At 60.7% G+C, this 20,336-nt stretch carries 14 protein-coding genes, 1 other RNA gene and 1 pseudogene; 8 read left to right on the forward strand and 8 right to left on the reverse strand.

Annotation, left to right across the window (positions count from 1 at the left end; genetic code table 11):
- Positions 1-68 precede the first annotated feature (68 nt).
- The 4 genes from guaD to xdhA all read right to left on the reverse strand — a co-directional run bounded on the left by guaD (position 69) and on the right by xdhA (position 6,202).
- Positions 69-1,373 (reverse strand): guanine deaminase, encoded by a 1,305-nt coding sequence (gene guaD, locus DYL59_RS07275; protein WP_135288558.1) that lies wholly within the window; start codon positions 1,371-1,373, stop codon positions 69-71.
- Between the two features lie 7 nt (positions 1,374-1,380).
- Positions 1,381-2,238 (reverse strand): xanthine dehydrogenase accessory protein XdhC, encoded by an 858-nt coding sequence (gene xdhC / locus DYL59_RS07280; RefSeq protein ID WP_135288559.1) that lies wholly within the window; start codon positions 2,236-2,238, stop codon positions 1,381-1,383.
- Positions 2,239-2,361: 123 nt separating this feature from the next.
- Positions 2,362-4,761 carry a xanthine dehydrogenase molybdopterin binding subunit gene (gene xdhB, locus DYL59_RS07285; protein WP_135288560.1) on the reverse strand — a complete coding sequence of 800 codons (2,400 nt, stop codon included), beginning with the start codon at positions 4,759-4,761 and terminating at the stop codon, positions 2,362-2,364.
- The gene (xdhA, locus tag DYL59_RS07290) at positions 4,754-6,202 is read right to left on the reverse strand and encodes a xanthine dehydrogenase small subunit (RefSeq protein WP_135288561.1); all 1,449 of its coding nucleotides are present in this window, start codon (positions 6,200-6,202) and stop codon (positions 4,754-4,756) included. Before xdhA ends, xdhB begins: the two co-directional genes overlap by 8 nt.
- A gap of 280 nt (positions 6,203-6,482) precedes the next feature.
- Here xdhA and DYL59_RS07295 point away from each other — a divergent pair, with 280 nt between their 5' ends.
- The 4 genes from DYL59_RS07295 to ligA all read left to right on the forward strand — a co-directional run bounded on the left by DYL59_RS07295 (position 6,483) and on the right by ligA (position 14,176).
- Positions 6,483-7,142 (forward strand): GntR family transcriptional regulator, encoded by a 660-nt coding sequence (locus DYL59_RS07295; RefSeq protein WP_135288562.1) that lies wholly within the window; start codon positions 6,483-6,485, stop codon positions 7,140-7,142.
- Between the two features lie 2 nt (positions 7,143-7,144).
- Entirely contained in the window at positions 7,145-10,633 is a 3,489-nt protein-coding gene (gene smc, locus DYL59_RS07300; protein ID WP_135288563.1) for a chromosome segregation protein SMC, read from the forward strand.
- A 259-nt stretch (positions 10,634-10,892) separates the two neighbouring features.
- Positions 10,893-11,756, forward strand: coding sequence for a cell division protein ZipA (gene zipA / locus DYL59_RS07305; RefSeq protein ID WP_135288564.1), 864 nt, complete (start codon positions 10,893-10,895; stop codon positions 11,754-11,756).
- Positions 11,757-11,818: 62 nt separating this feature from the next.
- On the forward strand, positions 11,819-14,176 hold the full coding sequence (gene ligA / locus DYL59_RS07310; RefSeq protein ID WP_135288565.1) for an NAD-dependent DNA ligase LigA: 2,358 nt from the start codon (positions 11,819-11,821) through the stop codon (positions 14,174-14,176).
- A gap of 8 nt (positions 14,177-14,184) precedes the next feature.
- On the opposite strand, the pseudogene DYL59_RS32225 reads toward ligA, so the two are convergent.
- Positions 14,185-14,295: pseudogene (locus DYL59_RS32225) on the reverse strand (outer membrane lipoprotein carrier protein LolA); the annotation flags it as partial.
- Between the two features lie 57 nt (positions 14,296-14,352).
- Here DYL59_RS32225 and DYL59_RS07320 point away from each other — a divergent pair.
- Together DYL59_RS07320 and ffs are read left to right on the forward strand one after the other, a co-directional pair.
- Positions 14,353-15,516, forward strand: a complete 1,164-nt coding sequence (locus DYL59_RS07320; protein WP_135288566.1) for a zinc-binding metallopeptidase family protein — start codon at positions 14,353-14,355, stop codon at positions 15,514-15,516.
- A gap of 237 nt (positions 15,517-15,753) precedes the next feature.
- Positions 15,754-15,850, forward strand: an RNA gene (gene ffs, locus DYL59_RS07325) — signal recognition particle sRNA small type.
- A gap of 108 nt (positions 15,851-15,958) precedes the next feature.
- Here the strand turns inward: ffs and DYL59_RS07330 are convergent.
- Positions 15,959-16,522, reverse strand: coding sequence for a hypothetical protein (locus DYL59_RS07330; protein ID WP_135288567.1), 564 nt, complete (start codon positions 16,520-16,522; stop codon positions 15,959-15,961).
- 247 nt (positions 16,523-16,769) lie between these two features.
- Between DYL59_RS07330 and DYL59_RS07335 the strand changes: the two genes are divergently transcribed.
- Together DYL59_RS07335 and DYL59_RS07340 are read left to right on the forward strand one after the other, a co-directional pair.
- A complete protein-coding gene (locus tag DYL59_RS07335) occupies positions 16,770-17,816 on the forward strand; it encodes an N-acetylmuramidase family protein (protein WP_135288568.1) in 1,047 nt (348 codons plus the stop codon).
- Position 17,817: 1 nt separating this feature from the next.
- The gene (locus tag DYL59_RS07340) at positions 17,818-18,414 is read left to right on the forward strand and encodes a hypothetical protein (RefSeq protein WP_135288569.1); all 597 of its coding nucleotides are present in this window, start codon (positions 17,818-17,820) and stop codon (positions 18,412-18,414) included.
- A gap of 59 nt (positions 18,415-18,473) precedes the next feature.
- On the opposite strand, the gene DYL59_RS07345 is transcribed toward DYL59_RS07340, so the two are convergent.
- Together DYL59_RS07345 and DYL59_RS07350 are read right to left on the reverse strand one after the other, a co-directional pair.
- Positions 18,474-19,376: a DUF2167 domain-containing protein gene (locus DYL59_RS07345; protein ID WP_135288570.1), complete on the reverse strand. Its 903-nt coding sequence runs from the start codon at positions 19,374-19,376 to the stop codon at positions 18,474-18,476.
- A 61-nt stretch (positions 19,377-19,437) separates the two neighbouring features.
- Positions 19,438-20,301, reverse strand: a complete 864-nt coding sequence (locus DYL59_RS07350; RefSeq protein ID WP_135288571.1) for a LysR family transcriptional regulator — start codon at positions 20,299-20,301, stop codon at positions 19,438-19,440.
- Between the last annotated feature and the right edge of the window lie 35 nt (positions 20,302-20,336).

Raw genomic sequence — 20,336 nt, forward strand, 5'->3', positions numbered from 1 at the left:
TATCGACTGATACTCCGCTTTCGCGAGCAAGCCCGCTCCCACATTTGTTTTGGGGTGTGTCTGAAAAATCAGCGCTGATGGACTAGCGCCCCCGCCGCATAAGTCTGCAACACCGTCCGGTCATCCCCCAGCGTCATCAACACAAACAACGTCTCGGCAATGTTATTGGCCTGCTTCAAGCGATAGCTCAGCAGCGGCGTAGCGTTGTAATCCAGCACCAAAAAGTCCGCATCCGTACCCGGCTGCAACGTACCGATCTTGTCTTCCAACCGCAGCGCCCGCGCACCGCCCAATGTGGCTAGATACAGCGATTTGAACGGGCTCAGCCGCGCGCCCTGCAACTGCATCACCTTGTAGGCTTCGTTCAGGGTTTGCAGCAGCGAGAAACTGGTGCCGCCGCCCACGTCCGTACCCAGTCCCACATTCAGTTTGTGTTTCTCGGCCATCGGCAGGTTGAACAAACCACTGCCGAGGAAGAAGTTCGACGTCGGGCAGAACGCCACCGCCGAGCCGGTTTCCGCCAATCGTGCGCACTCGTCATCACACAGGTGCACGCCATGGGCAAACACCGAGCGCTCGCCCAGCAGCTTGTAATGGTCGTACACGTCCAGGTAACCCGTTCGCTCAGGGAACAGCTCTTTTACCCACTCCACTTCCTGCTTGTTCTCGCTGATGTGGGTCTGCATGTACAGGTCCGGGTATTCCCCCAGCAGTTGCCCGGCCAGTGCCAACTGTTCCGGCGTGCTGGTGGGGGCAAAGCGTGGCGTAACCGCGTAATGCAGGCGGCCTTTGCCGTGCCAGCGCTCGATCAGCGCCTTGCTCTCTTGGTAGCCGGTTTCGGCGGTGTCGGTGAGGTAGTCGGGCGCGTTGCGGTCCATCATCACCTTGCCGGCGATCATGCGCAGGTCGAGTTTCTCGGCGGCCTCGAAGAATGAATTCACCGATTGCGGGTGCACGCTGCCGAACACCAGCGCGGTGGTGGTGCCGTTGCGCAGCAGTTCCTTGATGAAGATATCGGCGACTTCCTCGGCGTGGGCCTTGTCGGCGAACTGGCTTTCGCACGGGAAGGTGTAGGTGTTGAGCCAGTCCAGCAACTGCTCGCCATAAGCGCCGACCATGCCGGTTTGCGGCAGGTGAATGTGGGTGTCGATCAGGCCGGGGGTGATCAGCGCGTCCTGGTAATGGGTGACTTCGATATCGGCAGGCAGGGTCGGGAGCAAATCACCGGCATGGCCGACGGCGCTGATCTGGCCGTTTTCGATCACCAGCAGGCCGTCTTCGAAATACTCACAGGAAGCGTCGATGCCCACTTCGGCGGGGTCGGCGATGCTGTGCAGGATGGCAGCACGGTAGGCTTTGCGAGTCAAAGGCATGGTGGTCTCAGTTCTTGGCAAAAGAAGAAGTGGCTTGGCTGCGGCGTGAAGCCGGCAGCAGTTTGGCAATGGGTTCGGCATTGGCTGTGTGCTGGCCGAAATTGGCGTTGTAGGTGGCGATGATTTCGCCGGCGATGGAGATGGCGATCTCCACCGGCAATTTGCCCTTCACCTCGGTGAGGCCCATGGGGCAGCGCATGCGTTGCAGCTGTGCGGCGTCGAAACCTCGGTCACGCAGGCGGTGTTCGAACTTGACGCGCTTGGTCTTGGAGCCGATCAGGCCGAAGTAGGTGAAGTCATTGCGCTTGAGCAGGGCGGCGGTGAGTTCCAGGTCCAGCGCGTGATTGTGGGTCATGACGATGCAGTAACTGCCCGCTGGCAGGTCGGCAATTTCATCCACCGGCTCTTCGCTGACGATTTTACGCACGCCTTGGGGGATATGTTCTGGAAACTCCTGTTCGCGCGAATCGATCCAGCGCACCCGGCACGGCAGGCTTGCCAGCAGCGGCACCAGCGCGCGACCGACGTGGCCGGCGCCAAACACCGCGATCTGCGCCTGTACCTGGCCCATGGGTTCGAACAGCAGCACGGTCACGCCGCCGCAGCACTGGCCCAGGCTGGCACCGAGGCTGAAGCGCTCCAGGTGGGTGCTCTGCTGGCCACGCACGAGCATGTCGCGGGCGATCTGCATCGCCTTGTATTCCAGGTGCCCGCCGCCGATGGTGTCGAAGCTCTGGGCGGCGCTGATGACCATCTTGGAACCGGCGTTGCGCGGGGTTGAGCCGAGTTCTTCGATGATGGTCACCAGTACGCAGGGTTCGCCGCTGGTTTGCAGGTGGGCGAGGGCGCTGAGCCAATTGTTCATGTCTACCTCAACATCTCTGTTGTCAGTTCGTCCGTCTTCGCGAGCAAGCCCGCTCCCACACTCGAATGTATTCACAAATCGAAATGTGGGAGCGGGCTTGCTCGCGAAGGCAGCACCTCGGTCTTAGAGCGAAGCCATCTCGGTGTCAGCCTCAACCACCTTCGCAACACTCATCTGCCGCATCTGCTCACACCCCCACAACACCCGCTCCGGTGTCGCTGGCGCATCGATCTTCGGCTGATGGCGATAACCACCCAGGCTCGCCACCGCATCCTTGATCGCACACCACGAGGCGATCCCCAGCATGAATGGCGGCTCACCCACGGCCTTGGAATGGAAGACGGTGTCTTCCGGGTTCTTGCGGTTCTCCACCAGCTTCACCCGCAAATCCAGCGGCATATCGGCAACGGCGGGGATCTTGTAGCTGGCCGGGCCATTGGTCATCAGCTTGCCCTTGTTGTTCCACACCAGCTCTTCCATGGTCAGCCAGCCCATGCCCTGGATAAACCCCCCTTCCACCTGGCCGATATCGATGGCCGGGTTCAGCGAGGCGCCCACGTCGTGGAGGATGTCGGTGCGCAGCATTTTGTATTCGCCGGTCAGCGTGTCGACGATCACCTCGCAGCACGCCGCGCCGAACGCGAAGTAGTAGAACGGCCGCCCACGGGATTGGCTGCGGTCGTAGAAGATTTTCGGGGTCTTGTAGAACCCGGTGCTGGAGAGCGACACCTGGGCGAAATACGCCTGCTGGATCAGCGCCTCAAACGTGAGGATCTGGTCACGCACTCGCACATGGCCGTTGTGAAATTCCACATCCGCTTCGCTCACATCGAACTTGCGCGCGGCAAATTCCACCAGGCGCTGCTTGATGGTTTCGGCGGCATTCTGCGCGGCCTTGCCATTCAGGTCGGCACCGCTGGAGGCAGCGGTTGGCGAGGTGTTGGGCACCTTGTCGGTGTTGGTGGCAGTGATCTGTACGCGGTCGATGTCCACCTGGAACACTTCGGCCACCACCTGCGCGACCTTGGTGTTCAAGCCCTGGCCCATCTCGGTGCCGCCGTGGTTGAGGTGGATACTGCCGTCGGTGTAGATGTGGATCAAGGCGCCTGCCTGGTTGAGGAAGCTGGCGGTAAACGAAATGCCGAATTTTACCGGTGTCAGCGCCAGGCCTTTTTTCAGGATCGGGCTGTGGGCGTTGTACAGGCGGATCGCTTCGCGGCGCTCGGCGTATTGGCTGCTGGCCTCAAGCTCGGCGGTCATCTCTTCGAGCATGTTGTGCTCGACGGTCTGGTAATAGTGGGTGACGTTGCGCTCGGTCTTGCCGTAGTAGTTGGCCTTGCGCACCGCCAGCGGATCCAGCGCCAGGTGGCGGGCGATAGCGTCCATCACTTCCTCGATGGCGACCATGCCTTGCGGGCCGCCGAAGCCACGGTAGGCGGTATTGGAGGCGGTGTTGGTCTTGCAGCGATGCCCGTTGACCGTGGCGTCGCCCAGGTAATACGAGTTGTCGGCGTGGAACATGGCACGGTCGACGATCGAGTTGGACAGGTCCGGCGAGCAACCGCAGTTACCCGCGAGGTCCAGGTTGATCCCGTGCAAGCGGCCGGTGTCGTCAAAGCCCACGTCGTATTCGATATAGAAGGGGTGGCGCTTGCCGGTCATCAGCATGTCTTCCACACGCGGCAAGCGCATCTTGGTCGGCTGGCCGGTGAGGCGCGCCACCACGGCGCACAGGCAGGCGGGGCTGGCGGCCTGGGTTTCCTTGCCGCCAAAACCACCGCCCATGCGGCGCATGTCCACCACGATTTTATTCATCGACACGTCCAGCACTTCGGCCACCAGTTTCTGCACTTCGGTGGGGTTTTGCGTGGAGCAGTAGACGATCATGCCGCCGTCTTCGGTGGGCATTACCGAGGAGATCTGGGTTTCCAGGTAGAAGTGTTCCTGGCCACCGATATGCAGGGTGCCCTGGATGCGGTTTTTGGCGCTCGCCAGTGCGCTTGCCGAATCACCGCGCTGATGGGTATGGCTGTCGAGCACGAAGTGTTTTTTGCGAAAGGCCTCGACCACGTCCAGCACCGGTTCCAGGTCTTCGTATTCGATCACCGCTGCCATGGCGGCTTTGCGTGCGGTGTCCAGGTCCCGCGCGGCCACGGCCAGCACCACTTGGCCAACGAACTGTACGGTGTCGATGGCCAGCAACGGGTCGCCGGGCATCAGCGGGCCGATGTCTTTCAGGCCTGGCACGTCTTCGTGGGTGATGGCGATACGTACGCCTTCAAAGGCGTAGCAGGGCGCTGTGTCGATGCTGATGATCCGGGCGTGGGCGCGGTCAGACATGCGTGCATACAGGTGCAGTTGATTGGGGAATTCCAGGCGGTCATCGATGTACTGCGCCTCGCCGGATACGTGTTTGGCGGCGCTGTCATGCTTGACGCTGCGGCCCACGCCCGAGGTGAGGTCCTGGGCGAACAGCTCGGCCAGCTCGGCCTGGGTTTTAACGACGGCGTGATGGTTAGACATAAGCGGTCACCCGAGTCTCGATGTGTGGCGTTTGCAACTCGATAAAGTACTTGCGCAGCAGGTTCTGCGCGCTGAGCAGGCGGTATTCCTTGCTGGCGCGGAAGTCCGACAGCGGGGTGAAATCCTCGGCCAGGGCCGCGCAGGCTTTTTCCACGGTGGCGGCGTTCCAGGTGGCGCCGACCAGCACGGCTTCGCAGCTTTTTGCGCGTTTTGGCGTAGCGGCCATGCCCCCGAAGGCCACGCGGGCCTCGCTGATCACACCGTTGTCGATCTTCAAGTTGAACGCGGCGCACACGGCGGAAATATCGTCGTCCAGGCGCTTGGACACCTTGTAGGCACGGAACAGTGTGTGGCCCTTGGGCACGATGATCTTCTCGATGAACTCACTGTCCTGGCGCGCGGTGACGCGGTAGTCGATGAAGTAGTCCTCCAGCGCCAGGGTGCGTCTCACATCGCCCTTGCACAGCACGATCTGCGCGCCCAGGGCGATCAGCAGTGGCGGCGAGTCGCCAATCGGCGAGGCATTGCCGATATTGCCGCCCAGGGTGCCCTGGTTGCGGATCTGCAGGGACGCGAAGCGGTGCAGCAAGTCGCCGAAGTCCGGGTATTCGTGGTGCAGCGCGGTGTAGCAGTCGGACAGGGCAGTGGCGGCGCCGATTTCCAGGCGGTCGTCGAAGGCTTCGATGCGCTTCATCTCGGCGATATTGCCCACGTAGATCATCACCGGCAGGGTGCGGTGGAACTGGGTGACTTCCAGCGCCAGGTCGGTGCCGCCGGCCAGCAGGCGGGCTTGGGGGTAGGCGTCGTAGAGGTCGGCCAGGTCGGCGACGGTGAGGGGCACCAGGCAGCGCTTGTCGCCGCTGTTGAGTTCACCGGTCTGGGTCGGCGCGATGGCTTTGAGGCGCGCGATGGTCTGGGCCTCGCGGCTGTCGAATTGGTCCGCAGGCTTGTTGCAGCAGGCCTGTTCGGCAGCGGCGAGGATCGGGCGATAACCGGTGCAGCGGCACAGGTTGCCGGCCAGGGCTTCGTGGGCTTTTTGGCTGTCGGGGGCGTCGCTGTTCTTTTGCAGGGCAAACAACGACATCACAAAACCTGGGGTGCAAAAACCGCATTGAGAGCCGTGGCACTCCACCATGGCCTGTTGCACGCTGTGCAGTTGGCCCTGGTGCTTGAGGTCTTCGACGCTGATCAATTGCTTGCCGTGCAGGGACGAGACAAAGGTCAGGCACGAGTTGAGGCTGCGATATCGAATCTGCTCGATGCCCTGCTCATCGACGTGCAACTCGCCGACCACCACGGTGCACGCACCGCAGTCGCCGCTGGCGCAGCCTTCCTTGGTGCCGGATTTGCCCAAGTGCTCACGCAAATAGTTGAGCACGGTGAGGTTGGGGTCCAGGGCGTGCTCGCTACGGAGTTCCTGGTTAAGTAAAAACTGGATCACGGAAGGCCTCGCAGACTCATTATTGTTGTTAACCGCTTTGCGCCGAATCTAGTCATGTCTGACTTTTCGGTCAACGATTTTCTGACCTAAGGGTCAAGAAAATGCAGTCGCAACACTTTCAATTATGGTCCAGTCTTCTGGAACCGGCGTTTTCAGGGGCTTTTGACTGTTGAGCGTTGCTTATTCCGTGCCAAATTCGCCACGGTGGGCGTAGCGCCATCAGCGGGCCAATGCGCTACACTGCCGCGCTTGTACCGATAGAAGATTTTGAAGGGAAAACATGACGTTCAAGGCGCCGGACAGTCTCGCCGAGCAAATCGCTCACCACCTCGCCGAACGCATCATTCGCGGCGAGCTCAAGCCTGGGGAGCGGATCCAGGAGCAAAAGGTCACGCTGGCACTCAATGTCAGCCGTGGTTCCGTGCGCGAAGCCTTGTTGATCCTTGAACGGCGCCACCTGATCGCGATCCTGCCGCGCCGGGGCGCCCACGTTACCGAACTTACCGCGCATAAGGTGCAGAGCCTGTGCACGCTGATGGGCGAGCTGTACATTCTGCTGGGCAATGCGGTTGCCGAAGGCTGGCAGACCCAGGCGGATATGGCGCCGTTCGTGCAAATCCAGCAGCGCCTTGTGGGCAACTTCGAACGCCAGGACATCCGCGCCTTTGTCGAAGAGTGCTTCAACGTGATGCGCGCCGCGTACCCCTTCGCCAATAACCCGTACCTGCAGGAAACCGTCGAGAACCTGCAGCCGGCGATGAATCGTGCCTATTACCTGGCCCTGGATCAGCGCAAGGCTTCCATGAGCGAATACCTGGCGCTCTTCGAGCAACTGCTCGCCGCCGTACTCGCCCGTGACCTGCCGCAGATCCGCTACGTGCTGTCCAACTATGGCCAGCGCAGTTGCGAACTGGTCATCGCTGCGTTGGCGGACGCCTAAACGTGCGGCTCAAGTGCATCAAACTGGCGGGGTTCAAATCCTTCGTCGACCCGACCACGGTGAACTTCCCCAGTAACATGGCGGCAGTGGTGGGGCCCAATGGCTGCGGTAAGTCGAACATCATCGACGCCGTACGCTGGGTGATGGGCGAGAGCTCGGCCAAAAACCTGCGTGGCGAGTCGATGACCGACGTCATCTTCAACGGCTCCACCAGTCGCAAGCCGGTGAGCCAGGCCAGTATCGAGCTGGTGTTCGATAACTCCGATGGCACCTTGATTGGCGAATACGCGGCCTACGCCGAAATCTCCATTCGCCGCAAAGTGACCCGCGACAGCCAGAACAGCTACTTCCTCAACGGCACCAAGTGTCGCCGTCGGGACATCACCGATATCTTCCTCGGCACCGGCCTGGGCCCGCGCAGCTACTCGATCATCGAGCAGGGCATGATCTCCAAGCTGATCGAAGCCAAGCCCGAAGACCTGCGTAACTTTATCGAAGAAGCGGCCGGCATCTCCAAGTACAAGGAGCGCCGTCGCGAGACCGAAAACCGCATTCGCCGTACCCACGAAAACCTTGCCCGCCTCACCGACCTGCGCGAAGAGCTGGAGCGCCAGTTGGAGCGCCTGCACCGCCAGGCCCAGGCCGCCGAGAAGTATCAGGAGTACAAGGGCGAGGAGCGCCAGCTCAAGGCCCAACTGTCGGCCCTGCGTTGGCAGGCGTTGAATGACCAGGTGGGCCAGCGCGAAGCGATCATCGGCACCCAGGAAATCAGCTTTGAAGCGCTGGTGGCCGAGCAGCGCAATGCCGACGCCAGCATCGAGCGCCTGCGGGACGGGCACCATGATTTGTCCGAGCGCTTCAATCTGGTGCAGGGGCGCTTCTATTCGGTGGGCGGCGATATTGCCCGCGTCGAGCAGAGCATTCAGCACGGCCAGCAGCGCCTGCGCCAGTTGCAGGATGACTTGAAGGAAGCCGAACGCGCGCGCCTCGAAACCGAGTCTCACCTGGGCCATGACCGCACCTTGCTGCTCACCCTCGGGGAGGAGCTGGACATGCTCACCCCCGAGCAGGAAATCACCAGCGCCGCCGCCGAAGAGGCCGCCGCCGCCCTGGAAGAATCCGAAACCACCATGCACGGCTGGCAGGAGCAGTGGGACAGTTTCAACCTGCAATCCGCCGAGCCGCGCCGCCAGGCTGAGGTGCAGCAGTCGCGCATCCAACAACTGGAAACCAGCATGGAGCGTTTGGCCGAGCGCCAGCGCCGCCTGCAGGAAGAGCGCATTTTGCTTGCCGCCGACCCGGAAGACGCGGCGATCATGGAACTGAGCGAGCAACTGGCCGAAAGCGAAATGACGCTGGAGGAACTGGAAGCCAGCGAAGAACAACAAGTGGAGCGCCTGGAGCAACTGCGTCAGCAACTGCAACAGGCGACCCAGGCGCAGCAGCAGGCCCAGGGCGATTTGCAGCGCTTGAACGGGCGCCTGGCGTCCCTCGAAGCCTTGCAGCAAGCCGCGCTGGACCCTGGCACCGGCACCGCCGAATGGCTGCGTGACCAGCACCTGGCCGAGCGCCCGCGTTTGGCCGAAGGTTTGAAAGTCGAAGCCGGTTGGGAGCTGGCGGTGGAAACCGTGCTGGGCGCCGATCTGCAGGCGGTGCTGGTGGATGATTTTGGCGGCTTCGACCTTGCGGGTTTCACCCAAGGCGATTTGCGTTTGCTCAGCCCCGCCAGCGATGGCGCGCGGGTGCCGGGCAGTTTGCTGGACAAGGTTGAGGCGCCAATTGATTTGTCGCCGTGGCTGGGCCAGGTCAAACCGGTTCAATCCCTGGAGCAAGCCCTGGCCCAGCGCGGTCAGCTGGCAGCGGGCGAAAGCCTGATCAGCCGCGACGGTTATTGGGTTGGTCGGCACTTCCTGCGGGTACGCCGGGCCAGTGAAGCCGAAAGCGGCGTGCTGGCTCGCGGCCAGGAAATCGTCAACCTGATTGCCGAGCGCGAAGAGCGCGAAGCCACCCTCGAAAGCCTGGAAACCCAACTGCAAACCCTGCGCGCCACCCAGCGCCAGCAAGAGACCGGCCGCGAACACCTGCGCCGCCTGTTGCAGGACGAGGCGCGCCAGCAAGGCGAACTCAAGGCCCAGCTCTCGGCGAGCAAGGCCAAGGCCGAACAACTGACTCTGCGCCGCACCCGTCTCGACGAAGAAGTGGCCGAGATGGGCGAGCAACGCGCCCTGGAACACGAACAGATCGGCGAAGCACGCCTGCACCTGCAGGAAGCCCTCGACAGCATGGCCCTGGACACCGAACAGCGCGAACTGCTGCTGGCCCAGCGCGACAGCCTGCGCGAACGCCTCGACCGTGTGCGCCAGGAAGCGCGCCAGCACAAGGATCATGCCCATCAATTGGCGGTGCGCCTGGGTTCGCTCAAAGCCCAGCACGCGTCCACCGCCCAGGCCCTTGAGCGCCTGGAGATGCAGTCCGAACGCCTGACCGAAAAGCGCGAGCAGTTAAGCCTCAACCTGGAGGAGGGCGAAGCGCCGCTGGAAGAGCTGCGCCTCAAGCTCGAAGAGTTGCTCGACAAGCGCATGAGCGTCGACGAAGAGCTCAAGACCGCCCAGATCGCCCTGGAAGACGCCGACCGCGAATTGCGCGACGCGGAAAAACGCCGGACCCAGGCCGAACAGCAATCCCAGTTGATTCGCGGCCAACTCGAACAACAGCGCATGGAATGGCAAGCCCTGACCGTGCGCCGCAAGACCCTGCAAGACCAATTGCTGGAAGACGGCTACGACCTGCACGGCGTGCTCAATACCTTGACCGCCCAGGCCAACGAGAAAGACGCCGAAGAAGAACTTGAGCGCATTGCTGCGCGTATTCAACGCCTGGGCGCGATCAACCTCGCGGCCATCGACGAATACCAGCAGCAGTCCGAGCGTAAACGTTATCTGGATGCCCAGGACGCCGACTTGGTCGAAGCCCTGGATACCCTGGAAAACGTGATCCGCAAGATCGACAAGGAAACCCGCAACCGCTTTAAAGATACCTTTGATCAGATTAATGGTGGTTTACAGGCGTTATTCCCGAAAGTTTTCGGCGGTGGCAGCGCTTACTTGGAACTGACGGGCGAAGATCTACTCGATACAGGGGTAACGATCATGGCGCGGCCTCCAGGCAAGAAGAACAGCACCATCCATTTGTTGTCCGGCGGTGAGAAAGCCCTGACGGCTTTGGCCCTGGTATTTGCCATCTTCAAGTTGAACCCGGCGCCGTTCTGCATGCTCGATGAAGTTGACGCACCGCTGGATGACGCTAACGTTGGACGCTACGCACGCCTGGTTAAAGAGATGTCCCAGACCGTGCAGTTCATCTATATCACCCACAACAAGATCGCCATGGAAATGGCCGATCAACTGATGGGGGTGACCATGCATGAGCCTGGTTGTTCGCGTTTGGTGGCAGTGGATGTGGAAGAGGCGATGGCGATGGTGGAATCCTGACCCGCGCCTGGAAAGAGAATTATCGGCACGATGTAAGGTCTTTTGCCCGTGTGACAAAGATGGCTAAACGACATAATTGTCCAAGGCATTTTGACAGACGGTGTAAAGTTATCTTTGGTCGTGCTAGTTTAATGTCAATTTTTCGTGTGCGTGGGCAAAACGTCAGTCAGAACATAGAGTTGGCGCCACGTTTTAAAGCGGTTTGCACGGTGCTAAACCCCTTATTTTTCAGCATTTTTTATTAGAGGCACGGGATTACATGGAAATCGGTCTGCGCGAGTGGCTGATCGTCATCGGCATTATTGTCATTGCCGGTATTCTTTTTGATGGCTGGCGCCGCATGCGCGGTGGCAAGGGCAAGCTCAAATTCCGTCTGGACCGCAACCTGTCCAACTTGCCCGACGACGACGGCAGCGCCGAGCTGCTGGGGCCACCCCGTGTGCTGGATACCCATAAAGAACCGCAGTTGGACGAGCACGACCTGCCGTCGATGAGCGCGCCGGTGCGTGAAGCCCGCGAGCCGTCGTCCAAGCGTGGCAAGCGTGCTGCTCCCGCCGCTGCCGAGCCGCATCAGGGCGACCTGAACCTGGACGTCGATGAAGGCCCCAGCTTCAGCAGCCGCGACGATGACTTCCCGGACGAAAACGTCGGCAAGAACGCGCCACGCCAATCGGTGGCCGATCAACCGGCTGCCGAAGAAGTGCTGGTGATCAGCGTGATTTGTCGCGACGCCGCTGGCTTCAAGGGCCCGGCTTTGTTGCAAAATATTCTGGAAAGCGGCCTGCGTTTTGGCGAGATGGATATTTTCCACCGCCACGAAAGCATGGCCGGTAATGGCGAAGTGCTGTTCTCCATGGCCAACGCGGTCAAGCCGGGCACCTTCGATCTGGACGATATCGACCTGTTCAGCACCCCCGCGGTGAGCTTCTTCCTTGGCCTGCCAGGCCCACGTCATCCAAAGCAAGCCTTCGACGTGATGGTGGCCGCAGCCCGCAAGCTGTCCCAGGAACTGAACGGCGAGCTCAAGGACGATCAACGCAGCGTCCTCACTGCCCAGACCATCGAGCACTACCGTCAGCGCATCGTCGAGTTTGAGCGTCGCGCCCTGACCCAGAAACGTTAAGCAGAATAAGCACCACCATTTGAGCAGCTTCGGCTGCTCTTTTGCTTTATGAGAGAACACCCATGACCGCCGCCCACACCCGTATCCTCGAACTGCGCGCTGAACTGGATCAGCACAACTACCGTTACCACGTCCTCGACGAGCCGAGCATTCCGGACGCCGAGTACGACCGCTTGTTCCACGAGCTCAAGGCCCTGGAGGCCGAGCATCCGGAGCTGGTAACGCGTGATTCGCCGACACAGCGGGTGGGCAGTGCGGCGTTGTCGGCGTTTACCCAGGTCAGGCACGAGATCCCGATGCTCAGCCTCGGCAACGCGTTTGATGAAACCACCATGCTGGAGTTTGATCGCCGGGTCACCGAGGGGTTGGACCTTCCGGCTGGCGACCTGTTTGGCGGTGGCGCGGCGGTGGAGTACAGCTGCGAACCCAAGCTGGACGGCCTGGCGGTCAGCCTGCTGTACCAGGATGGCGAATTGGTACGCGGCGCCACCCGTGGCGACGGCACCACCGGCGAAGACATCAGCGTCAATGTGCGCACCGTGCGCAACATTCCGCTGAAACTACACGGCACTGGCTGGCCTGCAACCCTGGAAGTGCGCGGCGAAGTGTTCATGTCCAAGGCCGGTTTCGAGCGTTTGAACGCCTCGCAACTGGAAGTGGGCGGCAAGACCTTCGCCAACCCGCGCAATGCCGCCGCCGGCAGCCTGCGCCAGTTGGACTCGAAGATCACCGCCAGTCGCCCGCTGGAATTCTGCTGCTATGGCGTGACCACCGACATCAGCGACACCCATATCGGCAACCTGCAACAACTGCAGAAGTGGGGCATGCCCATCAGCCACGAGCTGAAGCTGGCCAAGGGCATTCAGGATTGCCTGGACTACTACCGCGATATCGGCGAGCGCCGCAGCAGCCTGCCCTATGAAATCGACGGCGTGGTGTTCAAGGTCAACAGCATTGCCTACCAGCGCGAGCTGGGCTTCCGCGCCCGCGAGCCGCGTTGGGCGATTGCGCATAAATTCCCGGCGTTGGAAGAGCTGACTGAACTGCTGGATGTGGAATTCCAGGTGGGTCGTACCGGCGCTGTTACGCCGGTGGCACGCTTGAAGCCGGTCAAGGTCGCGGGTGTCACCGTATCCAACGCCACCTTGCACAACATGGACGAGGTGGCGCGTTTGGGCGTGATGATCGGTGACACCGTGATCATCCGCCGTGCCGGTGATGTGATCCCGCAAGTTGTATCCGTGGTGCTTGAGCGCCGTCCGGACAACGCCCGCCCGGTGCCAATCCCCGAAAGCTGCCCAGTGTGCGGCTCCCATGTGGAGCGCACCCAACTGGTCAAGCGCAGCAAAGGCAAGGAAACCGTCAGCGAAGGCGCGGTGTACCGCTGCGTCGGGCGCCTGGCCTGTGGTGCGCAGCTCAAGCAGGCGATCATCCATTTCGTCTCGCGCCGGGCCATGGACATCGACGGCCTGGGCGACAAGACCATCGAGCAACTGGTGGATGAAAAACTCATCGGCTCGCCGGCGGACCTCTACAAGCTCAAGTACGAGCAGATCATCGACCTGGAAGGCTTTGCCGATATTTCCAGCAAGAAGCTGATCACTGCCATCGAAAACAGCAAGACCCCGACCCTGGCACGCTTTATCTACGCCCTGGGCATCCCGGATGTTGGTGAGGAGACCGCCAAGGTGCTCGCGCGCTCCCTGGCGTCCCTTGAGCGCGTGCAAAAGGCCCTGCCGGAAGTGCTGACCTACCTGCCGGACGTGGGCCTGGAAGTGGCGCACGAGATCCACAGTTTCTTTGAAGACAGCCATAACCAAGACGTGATCGGCGCGCTGCTGTCGCCCGAAGAATGCGGCTTGCAATTGCAGGATCAGGGCGACCTGAGTGCCGAGTTCGCTGCCAGTACCACCCTGGGTGGCTTGCTCGACAAACTGCACGTACCCAGCGTGGGCCCCGGCGCTGCGCAGAAACTGGCGGACAAGTTCGGCACCCTCGAAGGCGTGATCAAGGCCGACTGGCTGGATATGCGCCAGGCCCTGCCTGAGAAGCAGGCCAAGGCTGTGCGTGACTTCTTTGACAATCCCGACAACGCCAACCGTGCCCTGGCCATTGAGCAACAGCTCAAGGACTTCGGCATGCACTGGGACAGCGAAAAGAAAGTCGTCGAAGGCTTGCCCGAAGCAGGGCACACCTGGGTACTCACCGGCTCTTTGGAGTTGATGAGCCGCGACGTGGCCAAGGACAAACTCGAAAGCCTGGGCGCCAAGGTGGCGGGCTCGGTTTCGGCCAAGACCCACTGCGTGGTGGCCGGGCCGGGCGCGGGCTCCAAGCTGGCCAAGGCCAGCGAGTTGGGCCTTAAAGTGTTGGATGAAGAAGCCTTCGTCGCCTTCCTGGCCAAACACAACATCACCGTCTGAACCGATCCCACTGTAGGAGCGAGCTTGCTCGCGAAAAACTTGAGAACGCCTCGATAAACCAGGAACGCTGCGTCATCGTTGACGTTCTTCGCGAGCAAGCTCGCTCCTACAGAAGGCATGTTGAACGATCGGTAACGGAAAATGATCTAGTCTCAGTCACCCAGGGAGAGATCGCCATGTTCCGCTACTTCGAGCAACTCAGTTCGCGCATCGCCGCACCGTTCAGCGCGCCCTCCCGCAACAGCAAGGTGTGGCAATGCCGTTGCGGCCAGTCCCTGTTCTTTCGCAATAGCCAGTGCCTGGCCTGTCAGGCTTTGCTGGGCTATCAACCCCAGCAAAGCCGCCTGGCCTCCCTGCAACCCGGCCCCGTCGAAGGCACCTGGCTGCAAGACGACAACCTCGACGCCGGCGCCTTCCGCCGCTGCGCCAACCTCGATACCCCGGCCGCCTGCAACTGGCTGATCCCGGCCCACAGCACCGCGCCGCTGTGCGTGGCCTGTAGCTTGAACCGTACCATCCCCGACCTGTCGGTCCCGGAAAACCCCGAACGCTGGCGCAAAGTCGAAACCGCCAAGCGCCGCCTGGTGGCGCAACTGATCAGCCTCGGTCTGCAAGTGGTGCCCAAGACTGTGGATGAAGAGAACGGCCTGGCCTTTGATTTCGTGGGCATCGACCTGGAAGGCAATGCGCCCATGACCGGCCACGCCAACGGCCTGATCACCCTGGATATCAAGGAAGCCGACGACGCCCACCGCGAGAAGGTTCGTGTCCAAATGCGCGAGCCGTACCGCACCTTGCTCGGGCATTTTCGTCACGAGGTCGGCCATTATTACTGGGATCGGCTGATCGCCAATACCCACTGGCAGCAAGGGTTTCGCAACCTGTTCGGCGACGAACGCGCCAGTTATGCCCAAGCGCTGGACCAGCACTACCAAAATGGACCGCGCCCCGACTGGCAACAAACCTGCGTCAGCGCCTACGCCACCATGCACCCCTGGGAGGACTGGGCCGAAACCTGGGCCCACTACCTGCACATGATGGATGCGGTCGACACCGCCCTGGGTTTTGGCATGAGCGCCCGCGAGATGGACTTGGACTATCAGCCGTTTCCGCTCACCACGCTGTACGACCCAGAACACCCCGGCGGCGCGGCGTTCCTGTCGTTCGTCAACGCGTGGATCGAGTTGGCGGGGATGCTCAACGAATTGTCCCGCGCCATGGGCCAGCCAGATTTCTACCCCTTTGTGCTGCCGCCGGCGGTGATTGCCAAGCTGCACTTTATTCACCTGGTGATCCAGGAAGAGGGCGGCAGGGCGGATGAGGTCTTGCAGGCCCAGTGATTGCTTTAATGTGGGAGGGGGCTTGCTCCCGATTGCGGTGTGTCAGTCAACCATTGTGTGACTGACACACTGCAATCGGGAGCAAGCCCCCTCCCACATTGGATAGCGGTGATGTCGGGTTCTACGGCAAGTGCTTGAACCCCTTTGATTTTTAATCCGGTCCGAACGGTTGTAACTTCTGATTAGATCGGTACAATGGCCCCGCTTGCCGAGAGGCATGCGTCGTTATGGTGACCCCATCGGTCCCCCCGCAACGATTACCCGTGAACCTGGTCAGAGCCGGAAGGCAGCAGCCACAGCGGGAACATTGTGTGCCGGGGTGTGGCTGGTGGGGTTGCCTCCATAACGCTCTTCCTGCAACACCCTTCAAAATCCCAATTGTTTAGATGCTTTGCTGGCGACCACTGCCGGCGAATCGCTTTGTGCTGTGCGCTTGACGGCATTAAGGCCGGTAAAGCGGAAAGGCTTCGATCAGTGGCGGTATCTCCTGGCCTACCTTTTCGGCGCTGTCCGACGGGTCATTCGGTTTTGGGATATTCCTGGCGTAGTGGAAGATGATGGTCTGGCCGCTGGCGCCGTCCTTGTAATACTTGAAGTAGCTGATCTCCGAGAATTGCCCGTCTTTGCGCAGTGAGTTGGGATAAAACATCATCGCGTAATCGACCCCGGTTCGATTGTCTGTCATCAGCATCGCCGGCAGGTTCGGGTTTTCCTGCTGATGCAGCGCGATCGCGCGTTTGCCGATGTCGAGGGGCTTGAGATGGTTCATCTCGCGAGGGACCACGGTGAAGTCGACCATTTCGGTCCAGGCATCGACGCTTTCATCTGCCGGGAAATACTCCCACAGGCCCGCTTTCTGGAATTTCAGGACAAACGTCTTGCCGGCAAACTGCACCGATTTTGTTTCGGCAATCGAGGGGCTCGATGGGGTGGAGACGTTGGCACGCTGTGTGGCGCAGCCGCAGAGAAGGAGTAGGGCAGACAAAACGAGCAGTGTGGCTTTCATTTCAATCCTTGAAAGTATGCGTCGGGAGAATTTTGCGCGAGTGACAGTAGCCTAATACGCGGCCCAATACTCCGTTTAAATGCAAATGCCCGGGCCTGTGCGAGTTCTTTCACAACTTTTAACCTCGCCGCTTTACAAGCCAAAATCGCCTTGTTAGTTTCCGCCCGCCATTTGTTTCAGAATATAACAGTGGCATTGGGTTGATGTTGAAGTGCTATCACTTCATGAGCTAACAAGGATGTCTGTGATGAAAAGCCTGCAAGGGTTGCCCCGACTTATCAGCGCTTCAGTCGGCGCGCCCGGTAAAGCCCGTAACTTGCCCGCCGATGTGCAGTGCATCCAGTATTTATTCAATCTGATCATTCCCAAATTGGGTTTTCCGCTGGTGGAAAACGGCAAGTGCGACGGCCAGTTGGTGCAATGCATCAGCCAATATCAGTTCCGCCACCTCAAGTACGCCCACCCCGATGGCGTGATCGACCCCACCGGCCGCACCTTCAACAGCCTGATCGAAGAGGCCGTGAAAGTGCCGGTAAAGTCATTCCCGAGCATGCGTATCCCAAGCTTCTTGAATGTATTCGCCACTAACCAGGGCGATGCGGTGCAGGCCACCGTCAATGTGTACCTGGACCGCATGCGGGCGATGATCGAGGCCGAGCGGCGTAACCGGCAGCTGATGCTGCAGGCCACGTGCGACGGGGGCATGACCCTCAGCGAAACGGACTTTCAGAACGCTGCCACGCAGTTGGGCAGTGGGATTTCGGTGAATATCATCAAGGCCTTCGCCACTGTGGAGTCGGGTGGACGTTCGGGCTTTGGGCCGGCCAAATTGCCGGTGATCGCATTCGAAGGCCACTTGTTCCGCAAGTACACCAAGCACATCTACGACCAGGCGCACCCGCTATTGTCGTACCCCTACAAGAAAAAGGCCGGGCCGCAGTGGCAGGCCAATAACAAGGACCAAACCAAGGCCTGGGAAACCATGGCCACAGCGTTTGCCCTTGACCAGGAAGCGGCCTTGATGTCGGCGTCGTGGGGCATGTTCCAGATCATGGGTTTCAACTTTGCATCCTGCGGCTACAAGACGGTCTTTGAGTTTTCTGCGGCATTGAAAGTCAATGCAGGCAACCAACTAAAGGCGTTTCTCGGCTTTTGCAGCAAGAGCCCGGCGTTGATGAAAGCCATGAAGGCTAAAGATTTTACCGGTATGGCGCGTAACTATAACGGTGAGGACTACGGCAACTATGACGTCCTTATGCAAAGGGCCTACGACAAACTTGAAGGGAAAAAATAAGATGATCCGTTTTCTGGCGGTAAGTGTGTTGTCGTTGTGCGCCGCAGTACCGGCGTTTGCGGGTTCCAGCGCGCTGCATTCGGGCAAGTATGAAGGGTTGATGCTGGCGGTGACGCCAGAGCATCAGGTGGAAGGTTTCTACTCCGAGTCCATGGGCGAGGGCGTCACCCGCAGTTGCGCGTTCTACCTGCAAGGCAAGCCCGGCGCACTGACTACCTGGCTTGACGACGCCTATCCCGGCAGCGTGGCGCCTTCGTCCGATGGCGTGACCTTAACCGTGGAGCAAGGCCGTCAGCATCCCGGCTGCATCAATGTGTTGATGCCCGAGATCGCCACCGGCCTGGACCTGACCCAGACCGCCAGCAAAAAATGGATCGGCCTGGTCACCGTGTCTGCCGACAAGGCTTACCTGCTGAAAAACCCAACCGCCAAGGCCGCCAAGCGCCCTTATATCGTCAAGGACGATGTGGTCGGCGTACTGGCGTTCAAGGACGGCTGGGCGCAGGTTGAATTCATCAACGCTGACGACCGCTCGTTCACCGGTTGGATCAGCCAGGGCCAATACCGTCGCTTGGCTGCACCTGCTGCACTGAACTGAGCCCATAAAAAACGCCGCAACCTGCCCACGCAGATTGCGGCGTTTTTGCGTGTGCGGGTTTAAGCCTTGTTACGGTTGAACAGCTTGCGGATCACCGCGAACAACGCCACCACGCCCACTACCAGAAACTTCTTGGCGGCCAGCAGGAAGATGCCGATCTTGGCGAACAACCCGGCCTTGGCCGCGATGCCGCCAGCCACCAAGGCCGCCAGGCCATAAGTGGCCAACTTGTCTGTTTTAGGGTTGAAGTCGGTGTACAGGTTGCCGTCGGTGAAGTTGGTAAAGGCCAGCACCTTGGGCAGTTCCTGCTTGATGGTGGGCAGGTCGGCCATGGCGGCAACGGCGTTGAGCTCCAGCACACCTTCACGCCCCAGCACGCGGATGCTGTAGTTGAGGGTGTTCTGCTGGGCGTCGTCGGCTTTCAGCTCGCGGGCCCAGTACATCTTGTGGGTGGTGTCGTCGTAGTGCGGCGGCTCGGCCCAGCCCAACAGGTGCAGGCCGGCGTAGCCTTGTTTCTGGCGTTCCTGGTTGTCGGCTTCGTCTTCTTCCTGCATTTGCTTGAGCAGGTCGGCGTAGTCGATTTTTGCCGCGTCTTCGTCAGAAATGTGCCCGTCAGCCTTGTAGCTGACGATCACGCCCCAACCGCGTTCCGACAGCGGGCTGACGGCTTTGGGCACGATCATACCCAGAGTCTTGAAGCCCGGCGGGTTGCCCCAGCCGTCGGTCAGCAGGCGTTCGGTGTCGGACGGGTCGAGGTAATAGAACTCGTCGTTGAGCTTGAGGGTGGCAATGCCACTGGGCAGGGTCACGGTACCGGTCTTTTGCTTGAGCGAGGCGAGGAAGTGCTCGGCGGTTTCGGCAGGTGCGCTTTGTTCGACAGGGGCGGGTGGTTTGGTAGCAAAAGCGGGTGCAACAGGCAGGCTCAGAGCGGCCGCCACCAATAGCAGGCGGAAGTAATTCATGGTAGTCCCTTACAATTAGAATTAATTGCGCGGGAGGATACATGAAACAAGATGTTGCGGGTTAGCCGAACGTCTCCCGCAGCAGCTCGGCAAACGCATCGCGGGCGAGGTGGCGTTGGGTGTCTTTGTGCCAGAACAGCAGGTTGTCCACCGCCTGCAACGCTTCAAAGCGATACGACGCCAATTGATTGGCCAGCTCATAGCGCGCCAGGATGCCCTCAGGCGCCAAGGCCACGCCGATTCCCGCACTGACGCAGCCGATAATCGTGCCCCAACTGGCATAGCTGGCGATGTTGGGCTTGAAGTCGTGGGGCTTGACCCAGTTTTCCAGCGCTGCACGGTAGGGGCAGCCGGCCGGCCACACCAGCAACGTGCGGCCGGCGAGGTCGGCGGCGCTGCGGATCGGGTCGCTGGAGGCGCTGGCGATCAGTACCAGGCGTTCGCTGTAGACCACGCTGTGTTCGAGCTTGGCGCGTTTACCGCCGGACGCCACCAGCGCCACATCCAGGCGGTGGTGTTGCAAGTCATCGAGCAACTGGCCCCAGGCGCCGGTCACCAGTTCGAGGCTGACGTCCGGATAACGTCGGTGGTATTCCGCCAGCAAGGGCGGCAGCCGTCCGCTGGCGCTGGACTCCACCGCACCGATGCGCAAGGTGCCACGGGGAATGGCATTGGCGTCCACGGCGCGCTTGGACTCATCCACCAGCGCCAGGATACGCTCGCAGTACTCCAGAAAAATCTCACCGGCGGCACTGATGGCCAGCCCACGCCCGGCGCGGATAAACAGCGGTGTGCCCAACTCGCTTTCCAGTTGCTTGATGCGCGTGGTGATGTTGGACGGCACGCAATGCAGTTGCACGGCGGCCTGGGCTACGCTGCCGGTTTGCGCCACGGCACGCACCATTTTCAGTTGGGCCAGTTCCATTGCTCAGTTCCAATGATTTCAGAAGTCAGAAACGG

Origin of the sequence: Pseudomonas kairouanensis (assembly GCF_004682055.1) — a bacterium.
GTDB lineage: Bacteria > Pseudomonadota > Gammaproteobacteria > Pseudomonadales > Pseudomonadaceae > Aquipseudomonas > Aquipseudomonas kairouanensis.

Bases quoted from the DNA above. Each gene is read 5' to 3' on its own strand.
- DYL59_RS07330 (WP_135288567.1), bottom strand. From the start codon at position 16,522: ATGAAAGCCACACTGCTCGTTTTGTCTGCCCTACTCCTTCTCTGCGGC.
- xdhC (WP_135288559.1), bottom strand. From the start codon at position 2,238: ATGAACAATTGGCTCAGCGCCCTCGCCCACCTGCAAACCAGCGGCGAA.
- ligA (WP_135288565.1), top strand. From the start codon at position 11,819: ATGACCGCCGCCCACACCCGTATCCTCGAACTGCGCGCTGAACTGGAT.
- DYL59_RS07335 (WP_135288568.1), top strand. From the start codon at position 16,770: ATGAAAAGCCTGCAAGGGTTGCCCCGACTTATCAGCGCTTCAGTCGGC.
- guaD (WP_135288558.1), bottom strand. From the start codon at position 1,373: ATGCCTTTGACTCGCAAAGCCTACCGTGCTGCCATCCTGCACAGCATC.
- xdhB (WP_135288560.1), bottom strand. From the start codon at position 4,761: ATGTCTAACCATCACGCCGTCGTTAAAACCCAGGCCGAGCTGGCCGAG.
- zipA (WP_135288564.1), top strand. From the start codon at position 10,893: ATGGAAATCGGTCTGCGCGAGTGGCTGATCGTCATCGGCATTATTGTC.
- DYL59_RS07345 (WP_135288570.1), bottom strand. From the start codon at position 19,376: ATGAATTACTTCCGCCTGCTATTGGTGGCGGCCGCTCTGAGCCTGCCT.
- DYL59_RS07340 (WP_135288569.1), top strand. From the start codon at position 17,818: ATGATCCGTTTTCTGGCGGTAAGTGTGTTGTCGTTGTGCGCCGCAGTA.
- DYL59_RS07320 (WP_135288566.1), top strand. From the start codon at position 14,353: ATGTTCCGCTACTTCGAGCAACTCAGTTCGCGCATCGCCGCACCGTTC.
- DYL59_RS07350 (WP_135288571.1), bottom strand. From the start codon at position 20,301: ATGGAACTGGCCCAACTGAAAATGGTGCGTGCCGTGGCGCAAACCGGC.
- DYL59_RS07295 (WP_135288562.1), top strand. From the start codon at position 6,483: ATGACGTTCAAGGCGCCGGACAGTCTCGCCGAGCAAATCGCTCACCAC.